18 protein-coding genes and 1 pseudogene are annotated in these 19,435 nt (G+C 58.6%); 7 read left to right on the top strand and 12 right to left on the bottom strand.

Going from position 1 to position 19,435, the window contains the following annotated elements; genetic code table 11:
• Positions 1-703 (bottom strand): radical SAM protein (locus tag VGK48_12720; GenBank protein ID HEY2382034.1); only part of this gene is annotated, 703 nt, incomplete at its 3' end.
• A gap of 468 nt (positions 704-1,171) precedes the next feature.
• Here VGK48_12720 and VGK48_12715 point away from each other — a divergent pair.
• On the top strand, positions 1,172-2,500 hold the full coding sequence (locus VGK48_12715) for a Fic family protein (GenBank protein HEY2382033.1): 1,329 nt from the start codon (positions 1,172-1,174) through the stop codon (positions 2,498-2,500).
• On the opposite strand, the gene tnpB is transcribed toward VGK48_12715, so the two are convergent.
• From tnpB to VGK48_12690, 5 genes and pseudogenes are all read right to left on the bottom strand, one after another.
• Positions 2,381-2,629 (bottom strand): IS66 family insertion sequence element accessory protein TnpB, encoded by a 249-nt coding sequence (gene tnpB / locus VGK48_12710; GenBank protein ID HEY2382032.1) that lies wholly within the window; start codon positions 2,627-2,629, stop codon positions 2,381-2,383. The two genes, VGK48_12715 and tnpB, sit on opposite strands and share 120 nt — an antisense overlap.
• Positions 2,630-2,738: 109 nt before the next feature.
• Positions 2,739-3,127, bottom strand: a pseudogene (locus tag VGK48_12705) (tyrosine-type recombinase/integrase).
• 125 nt (positions 3,128-3,252) lie between these two features.
• Positions 3,253-4,437, bottom strand: a complete 1,185-nt coding sequence (locus tag VGK48_12700; GenBank protein HEY2382031.1) for a glycosyltransferase — start codon at positions 4,435-4,437, stop codon at positions 3,253-3,255.
• Between the two features lie 129 nt (positions 4,438-4,566).
• Positions 4,567-5,514: an NAD(P)/FAD-dependent oxidoreductase gene (locus VGK48_12695; protein HEY2382030.1), complete on the bottom strand. Its 948-nt coding sequence runs from the start codon at positions 5,512-5,514 to the stop codon at positions 4,567-4,569.
• Positions 5,511-6,155, bottom strand: a complete 645-nt coding sequence (locus tag VGK48_12690) for a methyltransferase domain-containing protein (GenBank protein HEY2382029.1) — start codon at positions 6,153-6,155, stop codon at positions 5,511-5,513. The genes VGK48_12695 and VGK48_12690 overlap by 4 nt, the downstream gene beginning before the upstream one ends.
• 64 nt (positions 6,156-6,219) lie before the next feature.
• Here VGK48_12690 and VGK48_12685 point away from each other — a divergent pair, with 64 nt between their 5' ends.
• The 4 genes from VGK48_12685 to VGK48_12670 are packed head-to-tail and all read left to right on the top strand — an operon-like array spanning position 6,220 to position 8,810.
• Complete coding sequence (locus VGK48_12685) at positions 6,220-6,402, top strand: hypothetical protein (protein ID HEY2382028.1); 183 nt, start codon at positions 6,220-6,222, stop codon at positions 6,400-6,402.
• Positions 6,403-6,420: 18 nt separating this feature from the next.
• On the top strand, positions 6,421-6,747 hold the full coding sequence (trxA, locus tag VGK48_12680) for a thioredoxin (protein HEY2382027.1): 327 nt from the start codon (positions 6,421-6,423) through the stop codon (positions 6,745-6,747).
• A complete protein-coding gene (locus VGK48_12675; protein HEY2382026.1) occupies positions 6,747-8,027 on the top strand; it encodes an adenylosuccinate synthase in 1,281 nt (426 codons plus the stop codon). The genes trxA and VGK48_12675 overlap by 1 nt, the downstream gene beginning before the upstream one ends.
• A 45-nt stretch (positions 8,028-8,072) precedes the next feature.
• Entirely contained in the window at positions 8,073-8,810 is a 738-nt protein-coding gene (locus VGK48_12670) for a PAS domain S-box protein (protein HEY2382025.1), read from the top strand.
• A 9-nt stretch (positions 8,811-8,819) separates the two neighbouring features.
• On the opposite strand, the gene VGK48_12665 is transcribed toward VGK48_12670, so the two are convergent.
• Together VGK48_12665 and VGK48_12660 are read right to left on the bottom strand one after the other, a co-directional pair.
• Positions 8,820-10,052, bottom strand: a complete 1,233-nt coding sequence (locus VGK48_12665; protein HEY2382024.1) for an MFS transporter — start codon at positions 10,050-10,052, stop codon at positions 8,820-8,822.
• A 1-nt stretch (position 10,053) separates the two neighbouring features.
• Positions 10,054-11,148: an MBL fold metallo-hydrolase gene (locus VGK48_12660; GenBank protein ID HEY2382023.1), complete on the bottom strand. Its 1,095-nt coding sequence runs from the start codon at positions 11,146-11,148 to the stop codon at positions 10,054-10,056.
• Between the two features lie 160 nt (positions 11,149-11,308).
• Here VGK48_12660 and VGK48_12655 point away from each other — a divergent pair, with 160 nt between their 5' ends.
• Complete coding sequence (locus VGK48_12655) at positions 11,309-14,686, top strand: NHL repeat-containing protein (GenBank protein HEY2382022.1); 3,378 nt, start codon at positions 11,309-11,311, stop codon at positions 14,684-14,686.
• Between the two features lie 34 nt (positions 14,687-14,720).
• On the opposite strand, the gene VGK48_12650 is transcribed toward VGK48_12655, so the two are convergent.
• The 3 genes from VGK48_12650 to VGK48_12640 form a co-directional block, all read right to left on the bottom strand.
• Positions 14,721-15,725 carry a hypothetical protein gene (locus tag VGK48_12650; GenBank protein ID HEY2382021.1) on the bottom strand — a complete coding sequence of 335 codons (1,005 nt, stop codon included), beginning with the start codon at positions 15,723-15,725 and terminating at the stop codon, positions 14,721-14,723.
• A 213-nt stretch (positions 15,726-15,938) separates the two neighbouring features.
• The gene (locus VGK48_12645) at positions 15,939-17,411 is read right to left on the bottom strand and encodes an FAD-dependent monooxygenase (protein HEY2382020.1); all 1,473 of its coding nucleotides are present in this window, start codon (positions 17,409-17,411) and stop codon (positions 15,939-15,941) included.
• A gap of 135 nt (positions 17,412-17,546) precedes the next feature.
• Complete coding sequence (locus VGK48_12640) at positions 17,547-18,233, bottom strand: BON domain-containing protein (protein HEY2382019.1); 687 nt, start codon at positions 18,231-18,233, stop codon at positions 17,547-17,549.
• 199 nt (positions 18,234-18,432) lie between these two features.
• On the opposite strand from VGK48_12640, the gene VGK48_12635 reads away from it, so the two are divergent.
• Entirely contained in the window at positions 18,433-19,263 is an 831-nt protein-coding gene (locus tag VGK48_12635) for a hypothetical protein (GenBank protein HEY2382018.1), read from the top strand.
• Here VGK48_12635 and VGK48_12630 read toward each other — a convergent pair.
• Entirely contained in the window at positions 19,244-19,420 is a 177-nt protein-coding gene (locus tag VGK48_12630) for a hypothetical protein (GenBank protein ID HEY2382017.1), read from the bottom strand. The genes VGK48_12635 and VGK48_12630 overlap by 20 nt on opposite strands.
• Positions 19,421-19,435 lie beyond the last annotated feature (15 nt).

Here is a 19,435-nt window from a genome sequence, read left to right as displayed (position 1 = left end):
CTCTATAAATGGACCGGAGCTTTTCACGCTGAACCTCCTTGAGACCCGGGTCCTTGGCATCTCCGCGAATCAGGTTGAAGTAGTGGCCGTCGGCAATCCTCTCCGCACAGATGAGTTCGGCCAGCGGAAGAATCTCATCGAGGTTGTCGCGAGTGATGACGGTGTTGATGTTTACGATCAGGCGCAAGCCGAACGCCGGCTTCAGTTTCCGCAGTAAGCGTCCGCTTTCCAACGCCTTTTCGAAGTTACCCGGCACGCCCCGCATGAAATCGTGCGACTCGCGCAGCCCATCCAGCGCGATGTTGACGTGAAGTTCGAGGCCCGGATTCGCCGTAAGCGCATGCTCCGCGATTTCATAAAGCCGATTCGGTTTCAGGCCATTGGTCGGCAGATTGATGTACCGTACACCGTTATTCCGGACAAAGAGATCGATGATTTCGGGAAGATCCTTTCGCAGCGTCGGCTCGCCGCCACTGAACCACAGGTCCGTAAATGGCGGCGTTGTGCCGGACAGCTTGACAATCTCGTCCCATGACAGATCTCCCTGCTGATTCAGCTCGTCCCAATAGAAACACGTCTCGCACGTCGCATTGCACCGCGAGGTGACGAAAAAGATGATCGTGTTCAGCTTCCGCTTGCGGGGAATCCGCCAGACACGCGTGTCTCGTCGGGAGATATGAGTTTGTAGTGTATCTGCCGCCATATGATCTCGGTTCTCAGCGCCGAAGCAACCATGTTGTACAGATACAACAGAGCCACCACAGGCGAACACAGGATATAGAATCAATCGTGACCGGACAAGGCCTCCGGCGAAAGCGACGTCCGGAAGGCGCGCTGCCTCATAGCAGCCCTGGTGGCCGAAAGGCCGTAAATCGACAGAGACGCGTCAAAGCCGGAATGTTCGGATTCAACTGAAGAATCCTTTACCAGATACGATCTCAACTAAACGACTTGAGCCAAGCAACTTCCATTTCCAGCTGCGCAAATCAACGTGTCCTGGAAGAAGCGTTGTTGGGTCCTGAGTAGCTGGTCGAAATAGACCTCTGTTATCCTTACAGTCAAAAGACCGGCCAGAAGATCGGCCAAATTGGCCCCGGATTATACTTCTATGGATCGGCCTGAAGTGGGTGTAGTATTGGCACATTGAGCGGCGCAACTAATTGAAAATAATATGAGTGTTAAGCGGAATAAACCGGCCAAGAAACCGGCCATTGAGCGGCTTAAAGAAGCGGCTAAGGATCGGCCAAGTTTAGCGTCAAGACCGGCAATCGAGCTTACAGAGGACCAACTTTACACTCATCCACGGGAATTGGAGCCGATGCTTCCAAGAGGAAGCGACGGCACGTTAGAGGAACTGGCCTTAAGGCTTGTCCGGGAGGCGAGCGCTTTAGCAGGCTCACTCCATCCCATAACGCGTTCGGCAGTAGTCGCTTTGTTGCGCCAGATGAACAGTTATTATTCGAATTTAATAGAAGGGCATCACACTCTTCCGTTGGATATTGAAAAAGCCTTGCACAAAGACTACTCGGCAGAGCCTAAGAAGAGGGCTTTGCAGCTCGAGAGTCAGGCGCACATTGAAGTACAAATCCTTTTGGAAGATAGGCTGCGGGCAGAAGAGGATTTAGCGATCTGTTCGACGGATTTCCTTCGGTGGGTCCATTATGAATTCTATTCTCGAATGCCTGGCGAGTTTCGCGTCGTAACTGATAGCGACGGCAACACGGAGCGGTTTGAGCCGGGCGAGTTGCGACACAGGAATGTAAAAGTTGGTCAGCATGTTGCGCCGCATCACAAACATCTTCAATCATTTTTGGATCGCTTCCAGGAAATATATGAACCCTGGAGTCTAAAGAGTCTCACGAAGATGATCGCATGCGCCGCGGCACACCACCGGCTGGCTTGGATCCATCCATTCATCGATGGAAATGGGCGCGTGACGCGCCTGTTTACGAACGCGTACATGATTCGAGTTGGATTGGATTCACATGGTCTGTGGACTGTCACCAGGGGGCTCTGTCGATATAAGGACCAATATATTGCGGCTCTGGTCGGCGCCGATCAGCCGAGGCAAGGCGATCTCGATGGTCGCGGAAACCTATCCGAATCTGGATTGGCGATATTCTGTCAGTTCTTCCTGCAAACGGCTTTGGATCAGGTTCGGTTCATGACCAGGCTATTAGATCTCCCCGGGCTGGAACACCGTATTGCGAAATACGTGCAGCGACGCTCAGCGTTTGGATTGCCTGAAGAAGCGAAATACATTCTTGTTGAAGTGCTGACACACGGCGAACTTGCCCGCGGTGAGGTTCCTCGAATTACAGGCAAGCCGGAGCGAACGGCCCGCCGCATTCTTGACGAAACCTTGAAGCAAGGCCTGGTCTCACCGACGACCGCAAAGGGTCCAATCCGCCTGGCCGTCCCTGCGAAAGCCGTGCCTTATTACTTTCCAAACCTCTATCCCGAAGGCGTCGAAGCCGCGATTCTGGAAAAGTCCGAGTAGGCTTCGGCCCGAAAACGGACTTTCTTTCAGAACCGTCTGCACCTGCGTGCTCAGCCCCGTGAATCCTCGCCGCAGATCCGTTACCCCGGCGGCAATCCGGATCTGCGTTCCCGTCGATAGGGCGATCATCGGGACCAGGCCTTACAGCGCCGCTCGTACGCATTCTGGATCGGGCCGCTCCTTCGATCCGCACTCGCGCATGTTGGCCCAGATCAATGCATTCCCCTTCCTGGGAATGCATACTGCGATGCCCCAACAGGAGCTGGATGGTACGGACGGCGGTGCCGTTTTTCAGCATATGGAACGAAACGCATGAGCCGCATGCAGTGGGGCGTGATGGGTTTAGAAATATTCGAACGGAGGTGCGCCTCATGGCACATGCTTTCTCGACCGCATGGCGCGTGATCGGTTTGTCGCCGCGCTGGCCCGGAAAAAGCCAGACTTGCGGCCTGGCGGTACGCCACCAGGGCCGGATGTCTCCAGCAGGCGTGGTGACAACATCACATAGCGATCCTTCTGACCTTTGCCTTATTCGACGCGAATCACCATTCGGCCGGAGTCGATATGGCCAGGCTTCAAGAGGACGGCTTCGCTGATGCGGAAGCCTGTCGCGTCACATGTGAACAGGTTTAGTCCAATGCCCGATATGCGCGGAAAACCCACCACGCCATCGACGGCGATCCCTGTTGAACAATTCCTACCATTCCGTCAGCAGCGTCCCGCTTCACGGAGGCAATTTCGAATCATCGTGTTCAGCTTTCGCTTGCAGCGGATCCGCCAGACACGCGTGTCTCGTTGGGAGAAATGAGTTTGTAGTGGATCTGCCGCCATACGATCTCGTTCCCCAGCGCCGAAGCGACCATGTTGTACAGATACAACAGAGCCACCAGCGGCGAACACAGAATATAGAACCAATCGTGACCGGACCAGACCTCCGGCGCAAGCGCCGTCCGGATGGCGCGTTGCCGGATCGCGGCCCTGGTGGCCGAAAGGCTGTAAAGCGCGAGCCAGAGCCACGGATGAAAGAACGGAAGAATCCAGAATGCGGCGTTGAAGATCGCATGTCCGAGGAACCCGGCGCGCCAGAGCCCGGGATGGTAAACCCGGGTAATAACGACCTGTCGCGTCGTGAATTCCAGCGCTTCACTGAAGCTGCATTCCCCGTAGGACGGGACCAGACACTGCGGCACAAAGACGATTTTCGACGCATGACGCTGGGCGGCGCGTGTGACGGCGTAATCGTCGCTGATCGATCCCCGCCAGGCGTCGAGAATCTTCAGACGCTCGAAGGTCGAGCGATATAACGCCGTGGAACCGCCCCAGGCGAAATTCCGGCCGTGATCGCCGAGAATTGAGACGGACGACGCGTTCCAGGCGGAACGCAGCAGCGTCGGAAAATGGAAGCGGGTGGCAACGTACCATCGGTAGCCGGTCGTGACGTTGGTGGCATCGAGTGGCGCGATGAGATGGGACAGCCAGTCGTGGGGAAATCGCACGTCGGAATCGCAGAACACATAAATCCCGGCGTCGCTTCTGCGCGCCACGGCGTAGGCAAGGTTGTGAACTTTCTGCCCGCAGTCGGATGCCCGGCCCGCGACGAGGATATTCGCGCCCAGGCGCTTCAGAGCCGAATAAGCGGGATCGTCGTCGGCTTCGACGATAAACTGCACATCATAGTTGCGATAGTCCTGGTTCAGGATCGATCGAATATTCTTGTCGAATCCCTGATCGATACCCTTGCATGGGCAAAACACCACGACACGCCGATGGCCATTGGCCCGCCCCGGACGGTACGTCCGCATATGGCGCGCGCTGCGGATGCCGTCGACGAGCGTCAGCAGGCCTTGCAGAATGGCGATGATGGCGAGAATGTACATTGATGCGTTCGGAAAATGTAAAAAGTCGTCGTGAGCGACCCCCTGCCGTGCCTCCGGCACGGCTGTCCCCCTGTATCAGGGGGACAGCAACCCGCTTAACTCAACACGACTCTCCCCCTGATACAGGGGGAGAGCCGGGCGCGAAGCGCACGGCAGGGGGTCGCTCACACGCCATGCTGAAATTTGGCGTCAGTCCCAGATCCGGTTTACCAGCCAGGCCGGCGCAACACGCAGCGCGGGCCCGAACCATCCCCGCCAACGGCGCAGCACTGCGCCGATTTCCCTTCGCACGGCCCAGCGGCGTTGCCATCGCGCTTCATACTCCCATTTCATTTCTTCATACCGGGCGCCGCGCCGAATCCCGGCCGCGACGACACGCGCCGCAAGGATACCGCTTTCAAGAGCGTGCCGCATGCCTTCACCGCAGAACGGATCCACCATCCCGGAGGCGTCTCCGATGGCGATAAAATCACCCGGAACCCGCTCGTAAGCGAGAGGGCCCGTTACAAGGCAGCCCGGCCGATCGGTGTACTTCCGCAATGCGTCTTTCCGGATAAGAAAAGAAAAATTCGACCGGCCTCCGTCCACCGACACGCCTCCGCCGTATGCGTCATCAAGGAACCAGAAGTCGAGCACCGGCCCATGCCCGCCTCCTTCAAAATATTGAATGCCGAATTCATCTTCAGTGCGCCGTTTTGTGAAGCGGCTGAGCTTCCCTGCTGCGTCAATCACGACGCGGCACGACACATCGTCCACAACGAAGCCCCGCCCTGAACGGCGGACGTGCTGCACGGCATGACCTTGCTCCACCGCGGCGCACCGCGCCACGATGTCATCCAGCGTGCTGCGCGAGATTCCCAATCCCGGCCGCTCGAATGGAATCTCCACATCGGCCGAGCCGGCCCGGACTCGCGCCGACATCACTTCCACCGCCCCCGCGCGCCGGACATCCTCCAGAATATCGAGCGCCTTCAGGCCGGCAACAGCGCCGGGCGATAGAAATCCACCGCACACCTTGTGCCGCGGAAACCGGTCACGCTCCAGAGCGACGGCGTCCACACCCAATCGCACCAGCTCACGCGCACATGCCGAACCGGCCAGGCTGCCGCCAATCACGACAACATCCCGCTGGATCATCGGTCGGCCACCAGGACCAGGCGAAACGGGAAACTGCGATGAACGCGCGCCGGCACTCCCGCACGCTCCGAGAACTTTAATAAGTCTTGAGGATGAAAAGCCCGCCGTACCGACACCGGACCGTCATGTTTCACCATTTCGCTCTTACTGAAGAGCGCGGCGAGCAATCGAAACGAGTAATACGCCGCGGCGTGCCGATGCAAATCGTTCACGATAACGCGCCGCCGGCACACGCGCCACATTTCGGCCAGCACCCGGGGACAATCATCATTGGAGACATGGTGAAAGAACAGCGACGACATCACGACATCAAAGGTCTTATCCGCAAAGGGCAGTTTTAACGCATCTCCCGCAACCGGCCAGGTGCGCCTCGCAAGCTTCAATCCGCCGGCATTTAAATCCAAACCGACAACCCGGCAGCGCATACGATCAAGCAACGCGTCGCTGACGTCGCAGCCGCCGGCAGCCACATCCAGGATGAGCAGATTGGGAACCTGAGGCAAAAAGCGCTCGATCGCGCGGATTCCGCCGAGCCGTTCGTTGATGACCTTCAGCTCCCGATATGCGAGCTGGAACTCGTGCTCCGGACGGTTGACGTCGTCCATGATCTCCGTCAGATCTTCGCGATGCTTGAAATTCATGTCAAATTCATTTTCCCATAAAGTCGAAAGCTTCCCAGACCGATATACCCATCAGGAGAACTCTATGGAGATCATGCCACTGAGCAACTTCGCGAATATCGCCGGGTCCTCGCAGCATGACGAACGAAAGCAACAGCAACGCAAGCCGCCGCAGCCTAAGCGCGAGCGGATCGCATCGGCGCCCATTTACACTCCGAGCGGAGAAATCGAGCAGGAGCAGCCACCGAAGATTGACGTGTTAGTGTAGAATTTTTCTGGAGGATACATGGGCGCTAACACGATTGAGATCACGGACACCAACTTCGAAGCCGAAGTGGTCAAGGCAAACACACCAGTCCTGGTGGACTTCTGGGCAGCGTGGTGTGCGCCATGCCGTGCTCTCGCTCCCACCGTTGACGCGATCGCCGAAGAATATAAAGGCCGCGTCAAAGTCGGCAAACTCGATGTCGATGCCAACGGCTCAACGGCCGCGAAGTTCAATATCCGGGGTATTCCAACGCTGCTCGTGATCAAAGACGGCCAGGTGAAGGAACAGATCGTCGGGGCCGTCGACAAGAGCGTGATCACCAAAGCTCTCGATAAACATCTGTAGTGAGCAGAAATCTCGCAGTTGTAGGCGCCCAGTGGGGCGACGAGGGAAAGGGTAAGATTGTCGACATCCTTTCGGAGGCGTACGACTGCGTCGCGCGCTATCAGGGCGGCCACAATGCCGGACACACCGTCAGTTTCGGCAACCGGCGGCATGTCCTTCACCTGATTCCTTCCGGCATCTTCCAGCCCAATGTGAAATGCGTGATTGGAGGCGGGGTCGTGCTCGACCCGCTCGCCTTGATCGAAGAATCGCAGGCGATACAAAGGGCGATGGATGTCTCCGTCGAAGGACGACTTTATGTCTCCAATCGCTGTCACGTCATTCTTCCCTATCACCGGGTGCTCGAAGCTGCGATCGAAAAGCAACTCGGCGAACGGCGTATCGGTACGACCTCTCGCGGCATCGGGCCCGCCTACGAAGACAAAATGGGCCGCCGCGGGCTGCGCGTTTGCGATCTGATCAGCCCCGAGACGCTTCCGGAAAAGATCCGGGCACAGGTTGCCGAGAAGAACCGCGAGCTCGAGGCGCTGAAATATCCGCAGACCATCGATCCGGAACCGATCTGCGATTCGTATGCGGAGTATGGCGCCAGAATAAAACCGTTCGTTGTCGATACCTCCGTCATGCTCAACGAGATGATCCGTGCCGGCAAAGCGATCCTCTTCGAAGGGGCTCAGGGCACGCTGCTCGATGTCGACCACGGCACCTTTCCCTTCGTCACCTCGTCGAGTGCGGCCGCAGGCGGCGTCGCCACAGGGCTTGGCGTGTCCCCGAAATATGTGCACAGTGTGACCGGAGTCTCGAAAGCGTATACCACGCGCGTCGGCGCCGGTCCATTTCCCACGGAGTCTCCGGAGGGCGCCGGCGAACAGCTTCGAACCCGGGGTAATGAATACGGCTCCACAACCGGGCGTCCGCGGCGCTGCGGATGGTTCGACGGGCCGGCCGCGCGATACGCAACGATGATCAATGCCCTGGATTCGATTGTCGTCACCAAGATCGATGTGCTCGACACGTTCGACGAAATCCCCTTCTGCGTCGACTACAAGTACAAGGGATCCGTATTGAAGGAATTTCCCGCCGACGTGGCAATCCTTGCCGAAGTTCAGCCGGTTTATAAGAACATTCGGGGCTGGAAGACGCCGCTCGCCGGAATCAAAGAATGGTCCCAGCTTCCGGCGGTTGCTCAAGACTACTTGAAGTTTCTCTCCGAATATCTCGGCGTTCCGATAAGCATGGTATCCACGGGGCCCGGACGCGACGAAACCATCCGGCTGTAGCAACATTGACAGCGGCAGGCTCTGTCGTTATGATGCCATTCCTCCATGAAGGCCGCGACGAATCGATACGAACTCGAAGAACGGGAACGCCTCTTCCACACGGTTTTCGAGAGTTCTCCCGACGCGATATTTATCGAAGACCTTGACGGCAATGTTCTCGATGTGAATCCCGCGGCCTGCCAGCTGCACGGCCTGAGCCGGGATGAACTGGTCGGGAAAAACGTCTCGGACCTCGTCCCTCCGGAGTACCGCGAATCCGTTGTTCGCTCGGACAGGCTGGTCGATGGCGAAGTGGAAGGCTACAGTCTCGGCGCGGGCAACAACCGCATTCCGGTGTCGATTCGCTCCAGTGCCATTCCCTACATGGGGGGGACGGCAATTCTTCTGCAGGTTCGCGACATCACCGAGCGGCGCAAGACTGAAGAAGCGCTCCGGGAATCCGAGGGCCGCTACCGGCTGCTGTTCGACGGCAATCCCCAACCAATGTGGGTGCACGACCTGACAACCCGCCGGTTCATCGCCGTCAACGACGCGGCCATGCGCCTCTATCGCTACTCGCGCGATGAATTTCTACTGATGGAACATATTGACGCGATACTGGAAGATCCAAGCCACATGGCGCCGGAATTACCGCCGATTCCCAACGTCGTTGAAATCACAGCCTCACGACACCGGCGCAAGGACGGAACGATCCTCAACGTCGAAATGACGCAGCACACGATGTCGCTCGACGGCCGCATCGTCGCATTCGTAATGATTACCCGCGCCGCTTCGGCCCGGTAAACACCGCGCCTACAGGGGACTTCCAAACACGACACCCTTCTTTTCCGGGCCGGCCGAAACCACGGCCGCGGTGCATGCAAAAACCACAAGCGCCGTTAACGCCATCGCGTTGGAATAGCTCGTCATTCCTCCAAACCTGGCCTGAAGATAGGTGATGCTGCCCGCCAGCAGAATTCCGCATTGATAAGCGAAACCGGGCATGAAGCCGCGGATCTGATCCGGCGCCAGTTCGGAAATGTGCGCGGGCACGACGCCCCATGCTCCATGGACGCCGAATTGAATCAGGAAAGCGCCCGCCGCCAGCATGGCTGTCGTCGGAGCGAACACCCACAGCGGAATCACAAGAATCGCAATACCCAGGCCGCACGCGATCGACCTCCGCCTGCCGAAACGATCGGACGTCATGGCGACAAGAATGCCGCCGACGAGGGCGCCGAGATTCGCGATCATCGTCATCACGGCCGCGCCCTGAGCCGAGAAGCCGCGCTGCGTCTTGAGGAAGGTCGGATACATATCCTGCGTGCCGTGACCGCAGAAACCCATGAACGTCAGAAACAGCACGAGGTAAGCGAAAACCTTCCAATTCGCGCGAATCACCGCCCAGAGATCCCGCCATTCCTTACGGCGCGTCCGTTCCCATACTTCGGACTCGCTGACATTGCGGCGGATGAAAAAGGCCAGCAGCGCCGGCGCTCCTCCCACAAAGAACAGAGCCCGCCATCCGAAATGCGGCACGATGAGAAAGTAGGCCAGCGAAGCCAGCAGATTCCCTGTCGTATAGCCCTGCTGCAGAACGCCGGACAGTAAACCGCGCCACTTCGGCGCGACCTTCTCCATCACGAGGGATGCACCGGCGCCCCACTCCCCTCCCATGGCGATGCCGAACAGGGCGCGCACAATGAGGAACGTTTTGAAATTCGGGGCCAGCCCCGTAGCGACCGACAACACGGAGAACGCGATCACATCGATCATCAGGGGAATGCGCCTGCCGTATCTGTCCGCCATCAGACCGAACAGGAATGCCCCGACGGGCCGCATCGCCAGCGTGAGTGTGATCGTCAGTGCGACCTCGGCGTTTGTGCGGTGAAATTCCTTCGCGATCTCCGTGAGAACCATGACCACGACGAAGTAATCGAAGGAATCCAGCGTCCAGCCGATCGTGGATGCAAGAACGGCGTACCAGTGCTCGCGTGATGCCGCGCGTGGCGCGTCCAACGCTACCGTCTTTAGCTCGCGCGACATTCTACACTCCGGGTCTGTAGGTCTTACTGAAATTGTTCCGCGTGTTCGTTACTGTGAAAGTGCCGTCCGCTTGAGCCGATACCTTGATCCAGTAGGCTGTGCCGTTGTGAGCCGGAGCCGGTGGCGTTGGCGCGCCTGCCGCCTGCTGGAACGGCGCGATCGGCATCGCCGTCTGCGCATCATCCACCGTATTCGCGATGAACATACCCGGCACTGTGTATTCCTGCCCGCTGAGCTGTGAGAAGTGCAATTGCCAGAGATCTTCCAGACCCGGTATCGAATGAATGATCCGCATGGCCTCGGGCTGGCCGCCCTTGCGGGTGCCGTTGTTCATGATCGCGGCGCGCGGCTGGATCGCATGCGCAAGCACTTCGGAGTTCGAAATCGCCTGGCCGTGATGCGAAACAATCCAGAGATCGACGGCGCCGAGGCGATTCTGCGGGCACATCAGGTCGAATTCCTTGTTCCACGTCAGGTCGCCGAGATGCAGCGCGCGGAATTTTCCGAACATCACATGGCTGCCGACGGACTGCGCGTTCTCGGTCATGTCCACGTCCTGCGCCTTGAAAGCCGCGCAGGAGGCGTTCGGTTTTCCACCACCCGGCACCGGCGACGTGATGTGCTGCCCGCCGGCTTCGACAATACGCCACTCGAGCCCGGCAACCGGAATCCGATCACCAGGCTTTGCGACGGTGTGTTTACTTTTGGCGTAGAGCTGCGGATAGGTCGTCTTGACGAATTCGTCCGCAGCGCGATCCGTCGGAACGTTTGGACCGTGATCGATGAATTCCCTGATCGTGACGTGAGAAGCCAGTTCGGCCATTCCTCCGAAATGATCGGCGTGCCAATGCGTCGTGATCAGATGATCGATCTGCTGAACCCCGGCATCCTTCATCGCCGCCATGATGCGGCCGGCGTCACGCGGCGCTGCGGCTCCGCCGTTCCCGCTATCGATGAGAACGGATTCGCCCGAGGGGGATACGAACAGAGTCGCATTCCCGCCTTCGACATCGACGACATAAATTTCGAGCGCTTTGGAACCTGCGGCGAACACGGCCACAGCAAAAACCAGCAGAAAAAGGACAGATGTGCGCATAGCCGGAAAACTATAGCAGAACTTAACTGTATGACAGGGGGAAGGAACACAAGAAGCACAAAAGGCCAACATCTTGCAAATACCAAGCTAACCGATAGAGCGGGGAGGGACCTGCAGGATGAGGGTGCATCGTGTTCCGTCGCTAACTTATATCTTTTTAATGCTATTCGGATCGAGCGGTTTCGCTCAGACCTCGATCATTTCGACCTATGCGGGACCGGAGTTTCCAGCAGATGGTTCCCAGGCGCTCACGCAGACCATCGGGGTACCACAAGCGATCAGCGCAGACGGAGCGGGCGGTTTCTATATCGGCTCGAATCAGAATAAGGTCTATCACGTCATGGCGGACGGTCGACTGATGACACTCGCCGGCAGTGGAGTGGTTGGATTCAGCGGAGACAACGGGCCCGCCTCCTCCGCCCGATTCAATTACCTGCAAGGCGTGGCGGCGGATGGCGCCGGAAATGTCTTCGTCGCGGACTCGAAGAACAATCGGATTCGCAAAATCAGTCCGGCGGGCGTTATCACAACGGTTGCCGGAAATGGCGGAGCCGGACTGAGCGGCGATGGCGGCCCTGCGGTTTCGGCGCATCTTGCGGGGCCGAGAGGCCTGGCGGTCGATCGCGCAGGCAATCTGTTCATCGCCGACGCCGGAAACAATACGGTCCGGATGGTGACGCCGTCCGGCATCATCAAGACGGTTGCAGGGAATGGAACCGCCGGATTCAGTGGTGATGGCGGCCCGGCGGCAGCCGCAACGCTGAACCAACCCGTCGCGGTGGCGGTCGATGCCGCGGGCAACATCTCGATCTCCGACCAACATAACAATCGTATTCGGATGGTTACCGCCGCCGGCGTCATCAAGACTTCGGCAGTGATCTCGAATCCGGGCGGCATCGCTGCAGATGCCGCAGGGAATGTTTTTGTCGCCGATATCGGCACGAACCGCGTCCGCATGGTAAGTCCCGATGGGTCGATTCATACCGTTGCGGGCACTGGAGTCCCTGGATTCAGCGGTGATGGCGGCCCCGCGGTCTCCGCCCGATTCACTTTGCCGGTCGATGTCGCTGCCGATGGAATCGGCAATCTGTTTGTGGCGGACCAGGCCAACTACCGCATCCGCAGGATCGATGCAGCGGGGCTCATCAGTTCGGTAGCCGGAAAGAGCGATGACGGCAATTCGCCTTTGGCGGCGCAGTTTTTCTTTCAAAACACGATCGCAACCGATCGCGCCGGGAACCTCTATATTGCCGATACGGACGTTCACCGCATCCGCAAGATCACGAATCGCGGGGTGATGACGATCGTCGCAGGCAACGGAACCGGGGGATTCAGCGGCGATGGCGGAAGCGCAACGTCGGCGCAGCTGTACTATCCGGCCGGCATCACGGTCGATGCGGCCGGCAATCTATTCATCGCGGACACCAGAAACGAGCGCATTCGGAAAGTAACGCCAGGCGGCATCATCAGCACTATTGCGGGAGCCGGCAGCGCGGGGGGAGCCGGCGGCGCCGGCGGAGACGGCGGTCCGGCGCTTCAGGCGGAAGTCAATGAACCCGCCGGAGTGACCGTGGACAGCGCAGGCAACGTATTCATTGCCGAAACCGGCAGCCATCGCATCCGGCGCATCAATCCTGCCGGAGTCATCACCACCATTGCGGGAAATAAAACGATGGGATTCAGCGGCGACGGAGGGCCCGGGACATCCGCTCAGCTGGCCTTCCCTGCCGCAGTCGCCGTCGATGCCGCCGGCAATGTGTTCATTGCCGACTCCGTCAATAATCGCATACGAAGGGTTGCGCCCAACGGCATTATCACAACGGTCGTGGGCACCGGCACGATAGGCTTTTCCGGCGACGGCGGTCCGGCAACGGCAGCACATATCACCTACCCGCAGGCGATTGCCATCGACGGATCCGGCGATCTTTTCATCGCCGACACGAACAACCAGCGCATCCGCAAAGTCACGCCGGACGGTATCATCCGGAGTGTCGCAGGGACCGGCGCCTACGGTTTCAGCGGCGATGGCGGTTCCGCTATCGCCGCTGAGATCACCTCGCCATATGGTATCGCGGTGGATGGCGCCAACACGCTGTTCATCTCGGATACTTTCAGCAATCGGATCCGGAAGATTGTCTTGACTGAGATTCCCTTCACACTCGTGGATCGCGGCGGGACATTGCTGGCGAGTACAGGAACGTCCGCAACCATTCAGACGGGCTACGCACAAATTGAAGCCACCGGCTCGACTCCGCCTGCGGCGCTGGCCATCTTCAGTGACCGCGCGGGCGCTTTGATCAGCGAAACCGGGATTCTGGCAGCGCCCGCGCTTTCTTCCGGGCGGATCTATGCGGAAATCGACGGCCCTCTCCAGACGGGAGTCGCTATCGCTAATCCCAACAGCCAGACGGCAACAATCCGGTTTTTCTATACCGATGCTGCAGGCCATGACCTCGGTTCAGGCACGGCCACGATCGGCGCAAACCAGCAGATCGCCCGGTTCCTCGACGCAGAACCGTTCAACACATTCGGGGGCGGGAGTTTTCAAGGAACCTTCAGTTTCACGTCCGATGTCCCTGTCGGCGCGATCGCAATACGCGGGCTGCTCAATGAGCGCGGCGAATTTCTGATGTCGGCGCTGCCTGTGATCGACACCTCTGCGGCCACGCCTATGAAGACCATCGTTGTTCCGCATTTCGCCAACGGCGGTGGATGGACAACGCAGATCCTCCTGGTCAATCCGGGCGAGGGCCCTCTGTCCGGGCTTGTGGAATTCCACGACGATGCCGGAAACCTCACCGGCGTGACGATCGATGGACAAAGCGACAATTCCTTCACCTACACCATTCCTCCGCACTCTTCCCGGAAGCTTGTCCCGGATGGAAGCGGTGCGGCTGCGGTGACGGGATCCGTCCGAGTCGTCCCGGCGGACGGAGCAGCGGCTCCGGTGCCCCTCATCAACTTTTCGTATCGGCCTGGAGGAACGCTGACGGTGACACAGGCGAGCGTTCCTTCCGTTGCAGGCACAGCATTGCGTGTCTATGTGGAATCCGATGGAACCGATGGACGTCCGAACTCGACTCAAAGCGCGATCGCGATTGCCAACGACGGAGCCAGTGAGAACAGAGTGACGCTGGAGCTTACAAATTTAGATGGATCGAAAACCGGTCTGCCGCCAGATGCGTCTGTGGCCTTGCCCGCATTTGCGCACGCCGCCAGGTTTCTTCCGGAGGTATTCCCCGGTCTGCCGAATCCGTTCAAGGGCGTCTTGCGCGTTTCCACCCCGTCTCAAGACGTGTCCGTCATCGGGTTGCGCACGCGATATAACGAACGCGGGGAATTTCTAATCACGACAACGCCGCCGGTCAGCGAGACTGCCGCGGCGAGAACGGAACCATTGCTGGTTCCGCACCTGCCCGACGGCGGCGGATTCGCAACGGAACTGATTTTGTTCAGCGCTGACCCGGGCCAGGCGGTATCGGGATCGATCGGCTTGTTCCAGCAATCGGGCGAACCATTCGCCGTGCCGTTGAGATAAAGACGCCGGGTCGAAAATTCAGCGGGCGGCCTGATCAGCCTCCGGTCGATAGAAACTCAATCAGGCCCTGTTTGGCTTCATCGAGATGCTGCAGGTGCTCATGAACCATGAGTTTAATGCCGAGGCTTTCGCACCACGGACGGAGGAGATTCTCCATGCGCCCTGGGCGAACGACGAGCGTCGAGGGACGGTTTCCGATGCGCTCGAACTGCGCCAGCAATCCTTCGGGGACGCGGTGGAGCATATCGTCAACAGTCGTCTCGACGCTCAGCAGCTGCTGACCGACAACCAGACCCTGTTTGGACTCGACCAGCAGAAGCACATAGGGATAGAAGGTGTGCTCCTTGCCAGTGAGAACGGGTGTGGGAATCATGAAAAAGTCCACTTCGAGGCGACCCTCGCCTTTCGGCATCGCGCGGCCACGACGCACCTGGCCGGCGTCCGGCATGCTGCGAACCCGACGTATGGGCGTTAACTGGATCTTTCGAAACTCATCCCGCCACTTGCCGTTTGGATCTGCCGTCCGCACCAGATAGCTCGCAGGGTCTTCAGGATGGATCAACTCGGGATGCTCTTGCAGCCTCGGCGCGACCTCTAATGATTGTTCGAGGGCGACTCTGAACGGCTCTAATTCTTCGAGACTCGGCAGCCAAGGTGAAAAGCCTCCCCGATAAGTTCGGAACTGCGGCCACGCCTTCGCGCCTTTGAATTTCAGACCAAGCCGCTTCAGGAGATTGCGATCGTCTTCCTGCAGGTATTCGCGGTCTTCGAAAGAGAGTTGCGTCTGAGGAATTTCCAGTACCATCTCCGGTTCGACGTACTGCACTTCCCGGAGAGCCCACAATTGCGAGAGTGCTCCAATGTCCGGATACATCGCCATCGCAAAATGCTCACCTCCCGCCCCCATCACACTGATGAAAAACGGATCGCGGCCGGGATGCGCCTGCACACCGAAAATATCGATTTCATCCATCCAGTCCCACGGCGCCATCTTGCGCACCCGGCCGGCGAGGTTGTATAGGTCCAGCCAACTTGACATAAATCCCTCGATGGATTTTAGCCACAAATTATGAGTTAGCAAATTCTGGACGCTGCGGCCTCTGCAGAAATTTCTCGACGAACAGAGGCAAGGCCATCCCGATCTGGATTTCCCAAAACCTCCCAGCCCCGGAGACCTCGATATCCGCCAGGTCCTCGACTCTTCTTATTTCTTTGCGTACGAAAGCTTTTCTGCTTCTTGTGGTTCCTTTTCCTACCCTATTTTGCGGGCGACGAAACCGTCGGGACGCACGAGAACAGCGCCCGAGGAACCAATGCCGTAGGCGTCGCAGAAACCCTCATCGCGAATAATGTGGAAATCGGCGCCGCCGGCCTGCTCGCGCCAGCGCGAACCCTCGGGGCCGGCCAGCCATGTCCAGTTCTTTCCGAACAGATCCAGGGTCGAAATGCGTTCGCCCTTGTGCTCCACCCAGCAATGCGGCGCGCGGGAGCCGGGACGCGCCTTGGACTCACGTGGGTTTTCGTGCGGAGCGCCCTCGTAGCAGTAGCCCAACTCGACATTCAGATCGCTTTCTACCGGCTGGATGTCCAGCGTTCCCAGGTACGGCGCTGTTCGCGTGACGTAACGTGAATAGGCCTGCTCCACGGTGAATTGTGCCACTGGTCGGCGCTCACGTTCGTAGGTGTCGAGCAGTTCGCGGTCCGGCTTCCCTTTCAGAATGCTGGCCAGTTTCCACGCCAGGTTGTGCGCATCCTGGACCCCTGTATTTCCGCCGAAGCCGCCATTGGGCGGCATGATGTGAGCCGAATCGCCGGCAAGAAAAATCCGTCCGCTCTGAAAACGGTCGGCAACCTCGGCCGCCGCCTTCCATGGCATGAGGCTCTCAATCGTGATCGGAATGCTTTCTGAACCCAGCGCGATCCGGACGAGTTCAATGCATCGTTCCTCCGTCAGCCCGGTCGCAACGTCCGTCACTGGATCTTTCGGATCCCCGAGCGCGTTGATCGCCAGGAAACCTGAATCGAAAGGCTTCTCGAAGCGGAAGAACCCGCGCAGCGTCGCGTTGTTCACATAAATCACGCTCAGATTCCGGCCACGCAGCAGCGGCGCAACGTTGGCGCGGAAGTAAATCGTGACACTGTTCGAGAATGCGCCGCGGCCGCTCATCCCGATGCCGAGCCGTTCGCGGACACGGCTATGCGCGCCGTCGGCCGCGATCATGTATTGCGCTCGAACCTTTTCGGTTTGTCCGGAATCGCGCTGACGCAGGGTTGCCGAAATTCCGTCCGCATCCTGATCGAACGCGATCAACTCCGTGGCAAAGCGAAGCTGAGCGCCCAGTTCCTCAGCCCTGGATTTCAACAGCGGCTCGAGCAGACTCTGCGAAATGAAAATGCGCTCTGTCGGACTGACGTCGCGCACACCTTCGTTCAAGTTGGAAATGAAATAGGTGAGCTCTTTGCCGGCGAGAGTTTCGACGGCCATGATGGCGCCGTCCTGAACAAATTGCTGGCCGGACTTTTTCCGGACGATCTGCTCGACGCCCACAGTTCGAAAGATTTCCATGGTCCGCTGGCTGATCTGCGCCGCGCGCGGGTGGATCGCCGTTCCCCGATGATACTCGACCGCCAGGGCGCGGACTCCATGCTGGGCCAGCAGCAGCGCAGCGGACATCCCGACAAGGCTCCCGCCGACGATTAAGACTGGAACCTCGATGTCGGACATTTCCGGGATTGTACTCTGGAATCAAGGTGGGAAATTATTGGAAGTTGCATCATTCGAGGTTTCTGCATTTCAAATTTCAAATGCAGAAATCTCGAATGGTGCAACTTCCAATATAGTTCCTTGGTTTCTCGAAGCTCAGCTCGCTCTTCGCTCCCGCCGCTCTTCCCCTTCGCCGTGGTGCTTGATCTTGATCTGGTTGTTGACTTCCTTCACACCAAAACAGGATTCCGCAATGTCTTCCGCCATGCGTTTGGCTTCACGATTTTCGACATGGCCTCGCATGGTTACTTCGCCGTTTTGGACGCTGACTTCGATGTCGGTGGCATCGATCATCGAATGCCGGGTCAGTTGTTCGTTGATGTCTTCTTCGATGCGGTCGTCCTGGCGCTTGTAACTGCGGGGCCCGCGGCCGGCATGTTGGCCGTGCATGCCTTGATTCCAATTCCCCTGTTTCCAGCGTTCCGCATTCGGACTCCAGCCTCCACCCATTCCCCGATTCCAGTCGTTTCGTCCGGCGCGCGATTCCATTTCGCGATCGCCTTCCCACTGGCGATTGTCGTTACCGCGGGAACTTTGATAGTCGCCGCCCTGCCAGCGGTCACCCTGCCAGCCGCCGCCTTGCCCGCCTTGCCATGCTGGACGGCCCTCATTGCCCCGATCCCAACCACGCGGCATACCTTGCCCGCGGTTACCTTCAGCCATCTCCTGATCTTCTCGCCAGTTGCGGTCCTCTTGCCGGTGGCCCCAGCCATAATCGTAGTCACGGTTCTGTTGTTGACGCCGCCAACCTTCACGCTCGTCGCGTTCGTAATTTCTCGCCATTCAGTTATCTCCTGGGTGGAATTTTGAGAGACGTCAGAGAAGGCTGCATCCGGTCTACCAACACTTTGGCGCGTGAATTCGAGTCCGGCAGGGTCCGGGGATTCCACCGGAGGGAAGAAGAATGGCCACAAAAGGCACAAAGATTACAAAACCGTTTATGCGATGCTGCAGTATATTGGGATTCCTTCGGGAGGTTACAGTGCGAAATTGGCCGATCGTGACATGCCTGGTGCTCCTTACCTGTTTACCTTTAGCCGCACAACAGGGACAGCGCGGAAATGCCGCGGCCCCGGCCCCGGCCGGTCCGGCTCCCCGGCTTGCCAACGGTCATGTCAATTTAGCGGCCGTGCCCGGGAAATCCGGTGTCTGGCAGGGTGACGGGCGCCTCGTCATCAATCCGAAGAGCTACGAGGCGCGTACCACGCTCAATGCCTGGATCGATATCAAAGATGTTCCGCTCCAGGATTGGGCGCGAGCGATGGTCAACGAACGTCATGCCGAAACGCTCCGCTTTGAGCCGCATGCCCGATGCAAGCCTTCGGGCGGACCACGCGAGTTCGTGACGCCCTACGGATTTGAGATTGTGGAAATGCCGGAGCTTCAACGCGTTTTCATTTTCGACATCGGCGGACCGCATTCGTTCCGCACCATTTATATGGACCGGAAGGAACATCCCAAAAACCTGCTGCCCAGCTATTACGGGGATTCGATCGGCCATTGGGAAGGCGATACGCTGGTCGTCGATGCCGTCGGCTTCAATGAAAAGTTCTGGCTGAGCCGCGACGGCCTGCCGCACACCGACAGGCTGCATCTCACCGAGCGCTTCACGCGCAGCGATGCCCGAACCTTGAAATATGAAGTGACGATCGACGACCCGGGCGCTTACACTGCGCCATGGTCAAGCGGGTTCAACCTGCGTTGGACGGAGGGGTTGGACCTTTTCGAGTATGTTTGCCAGGATAACAACCATTTTCCCGAGGCCGTTTTCGAAGGCCCGGCCGACTCGAAGACTAGTCCAATCGCGCCTTAGCGATCTCGAGTTCCAGTTCGCCGACGGGAATGAAGTCGGAAGGCGAAAGATCCGCGATCAGATACGTGCCACCGGCTTCAAGTTCGGAAGCGAACTCGCGATCGGCCAATTTGAATTGCCGGTTGTAACCGTCGTATTGCACTCGCACAAATCGCATATGCCAAGACCTCAA

The sequence above is a fragment of the Terriglobia bacterium genome, assembly GCA_036496425.1.
In the GTDB taxonomy this organism is placed as follows: Bacteria; Acidobacteriota; Terriglobia; order 20CM-2-55-15; family 20CM-2-55-15; genus 20CM-2-55-15.
Note: the sequence above shows the minus strand (reverse complement) of the source record. Positions and strands in the feature narration are given on the sequence as shown.

Coding starts and splice junctions, on each gene's coding strand:
- VGK48_12650 (HEY2382021.1), bottom strand. CDS start 15,725: ATGTCAAGTTGGCTGGACCTATACAACCTCGCCGGCCGGGTGCGCAAG.
- VGK48_12630 (HEY2382017.1), bottom strand. CDS start 19,420: ATGCGATTTGTGCGAGTGCAATACGACGGTTACAACCGGCAATTCAAA.
- VGK48_12690 (HEY2382029.1), bottom strand. CDS start 6,155: ATGAATTTCAAGCATCGCGAAGATCTGACGGAGATCATGGACGACGTC.
- tnpB (HEY2382032.1), bottom strand. CDS start 2,629: ATGATCGCCCTATCGACGGGAACGCAGATCCGGATTGCCGCCGGGGTA.
- trxA (HEY2382027.1), top strand. CDS start 6,421: ATGGGCGCTAACACGATTGAGATCACGGACACCAACTTCGAAGCCGAA.
- VGK48_12655 (HEY2382022.1), top strand. CDS start 11,309: ATGCTATTCGGATCGAGCGGTTTCGCTCAGACCTCGATCATTTCGACC.
- VGK48_12645 (HEY2382020.1), bottom strand. CDS start 17,411: ATGTCCGACATCGAGGTTCCAGTCTTAATCGTCGGCGGGAGCCTTGTC.
- VGK48_12685 (HEY2382028.1), top strand. CDS start 6,220: ATGGAGATCATGCCACTGAGCAACTTCGCGAATATCGCCGGGTCCTCG.
- VGK48_12660 (HEY2382023.1), bottom strand. CDS start 11,148: ATGCGCACATCTGTCCTTTTTCTGCTGGTTTTTGCTGTGGCCGTGTTC.
- VGK48_12670 (HEY2382025.1), top strand. CDS start 8,073: ATGAAGGCCGCGACGAATCGATACGAACTCGAAGAACGGGAACGCCTC.
- VGK48_12665 (HEY2382024.1), bottom strand. CDS start 10,052: ATGTCGCGCGAGCTAAAGACGGTAGCGTTGGACGCGCCACGCGCGGCA.
- VGK48_12695 (HEY2382030.1), bottom strand. CDS start 5,514: ATGATCCAGCGGGATGTTGTCGTGATTGGCGGCAGCCTGGCCGGTTCG.
- VGK48_12715 (HEY2382033.1), top strand. CDS start 1,172: ATGAGTGTTAAGCGGAATAAACCGGCCAAGAAACCGGCCATTGAGCGG.
- VGK48_12640 (HEY2382019.1), bottom strand. CDS start 18,233: ATGGCGAGAAATTACGAACGCGACGAGCGTGAAGGTTGGCGGCGTCAA.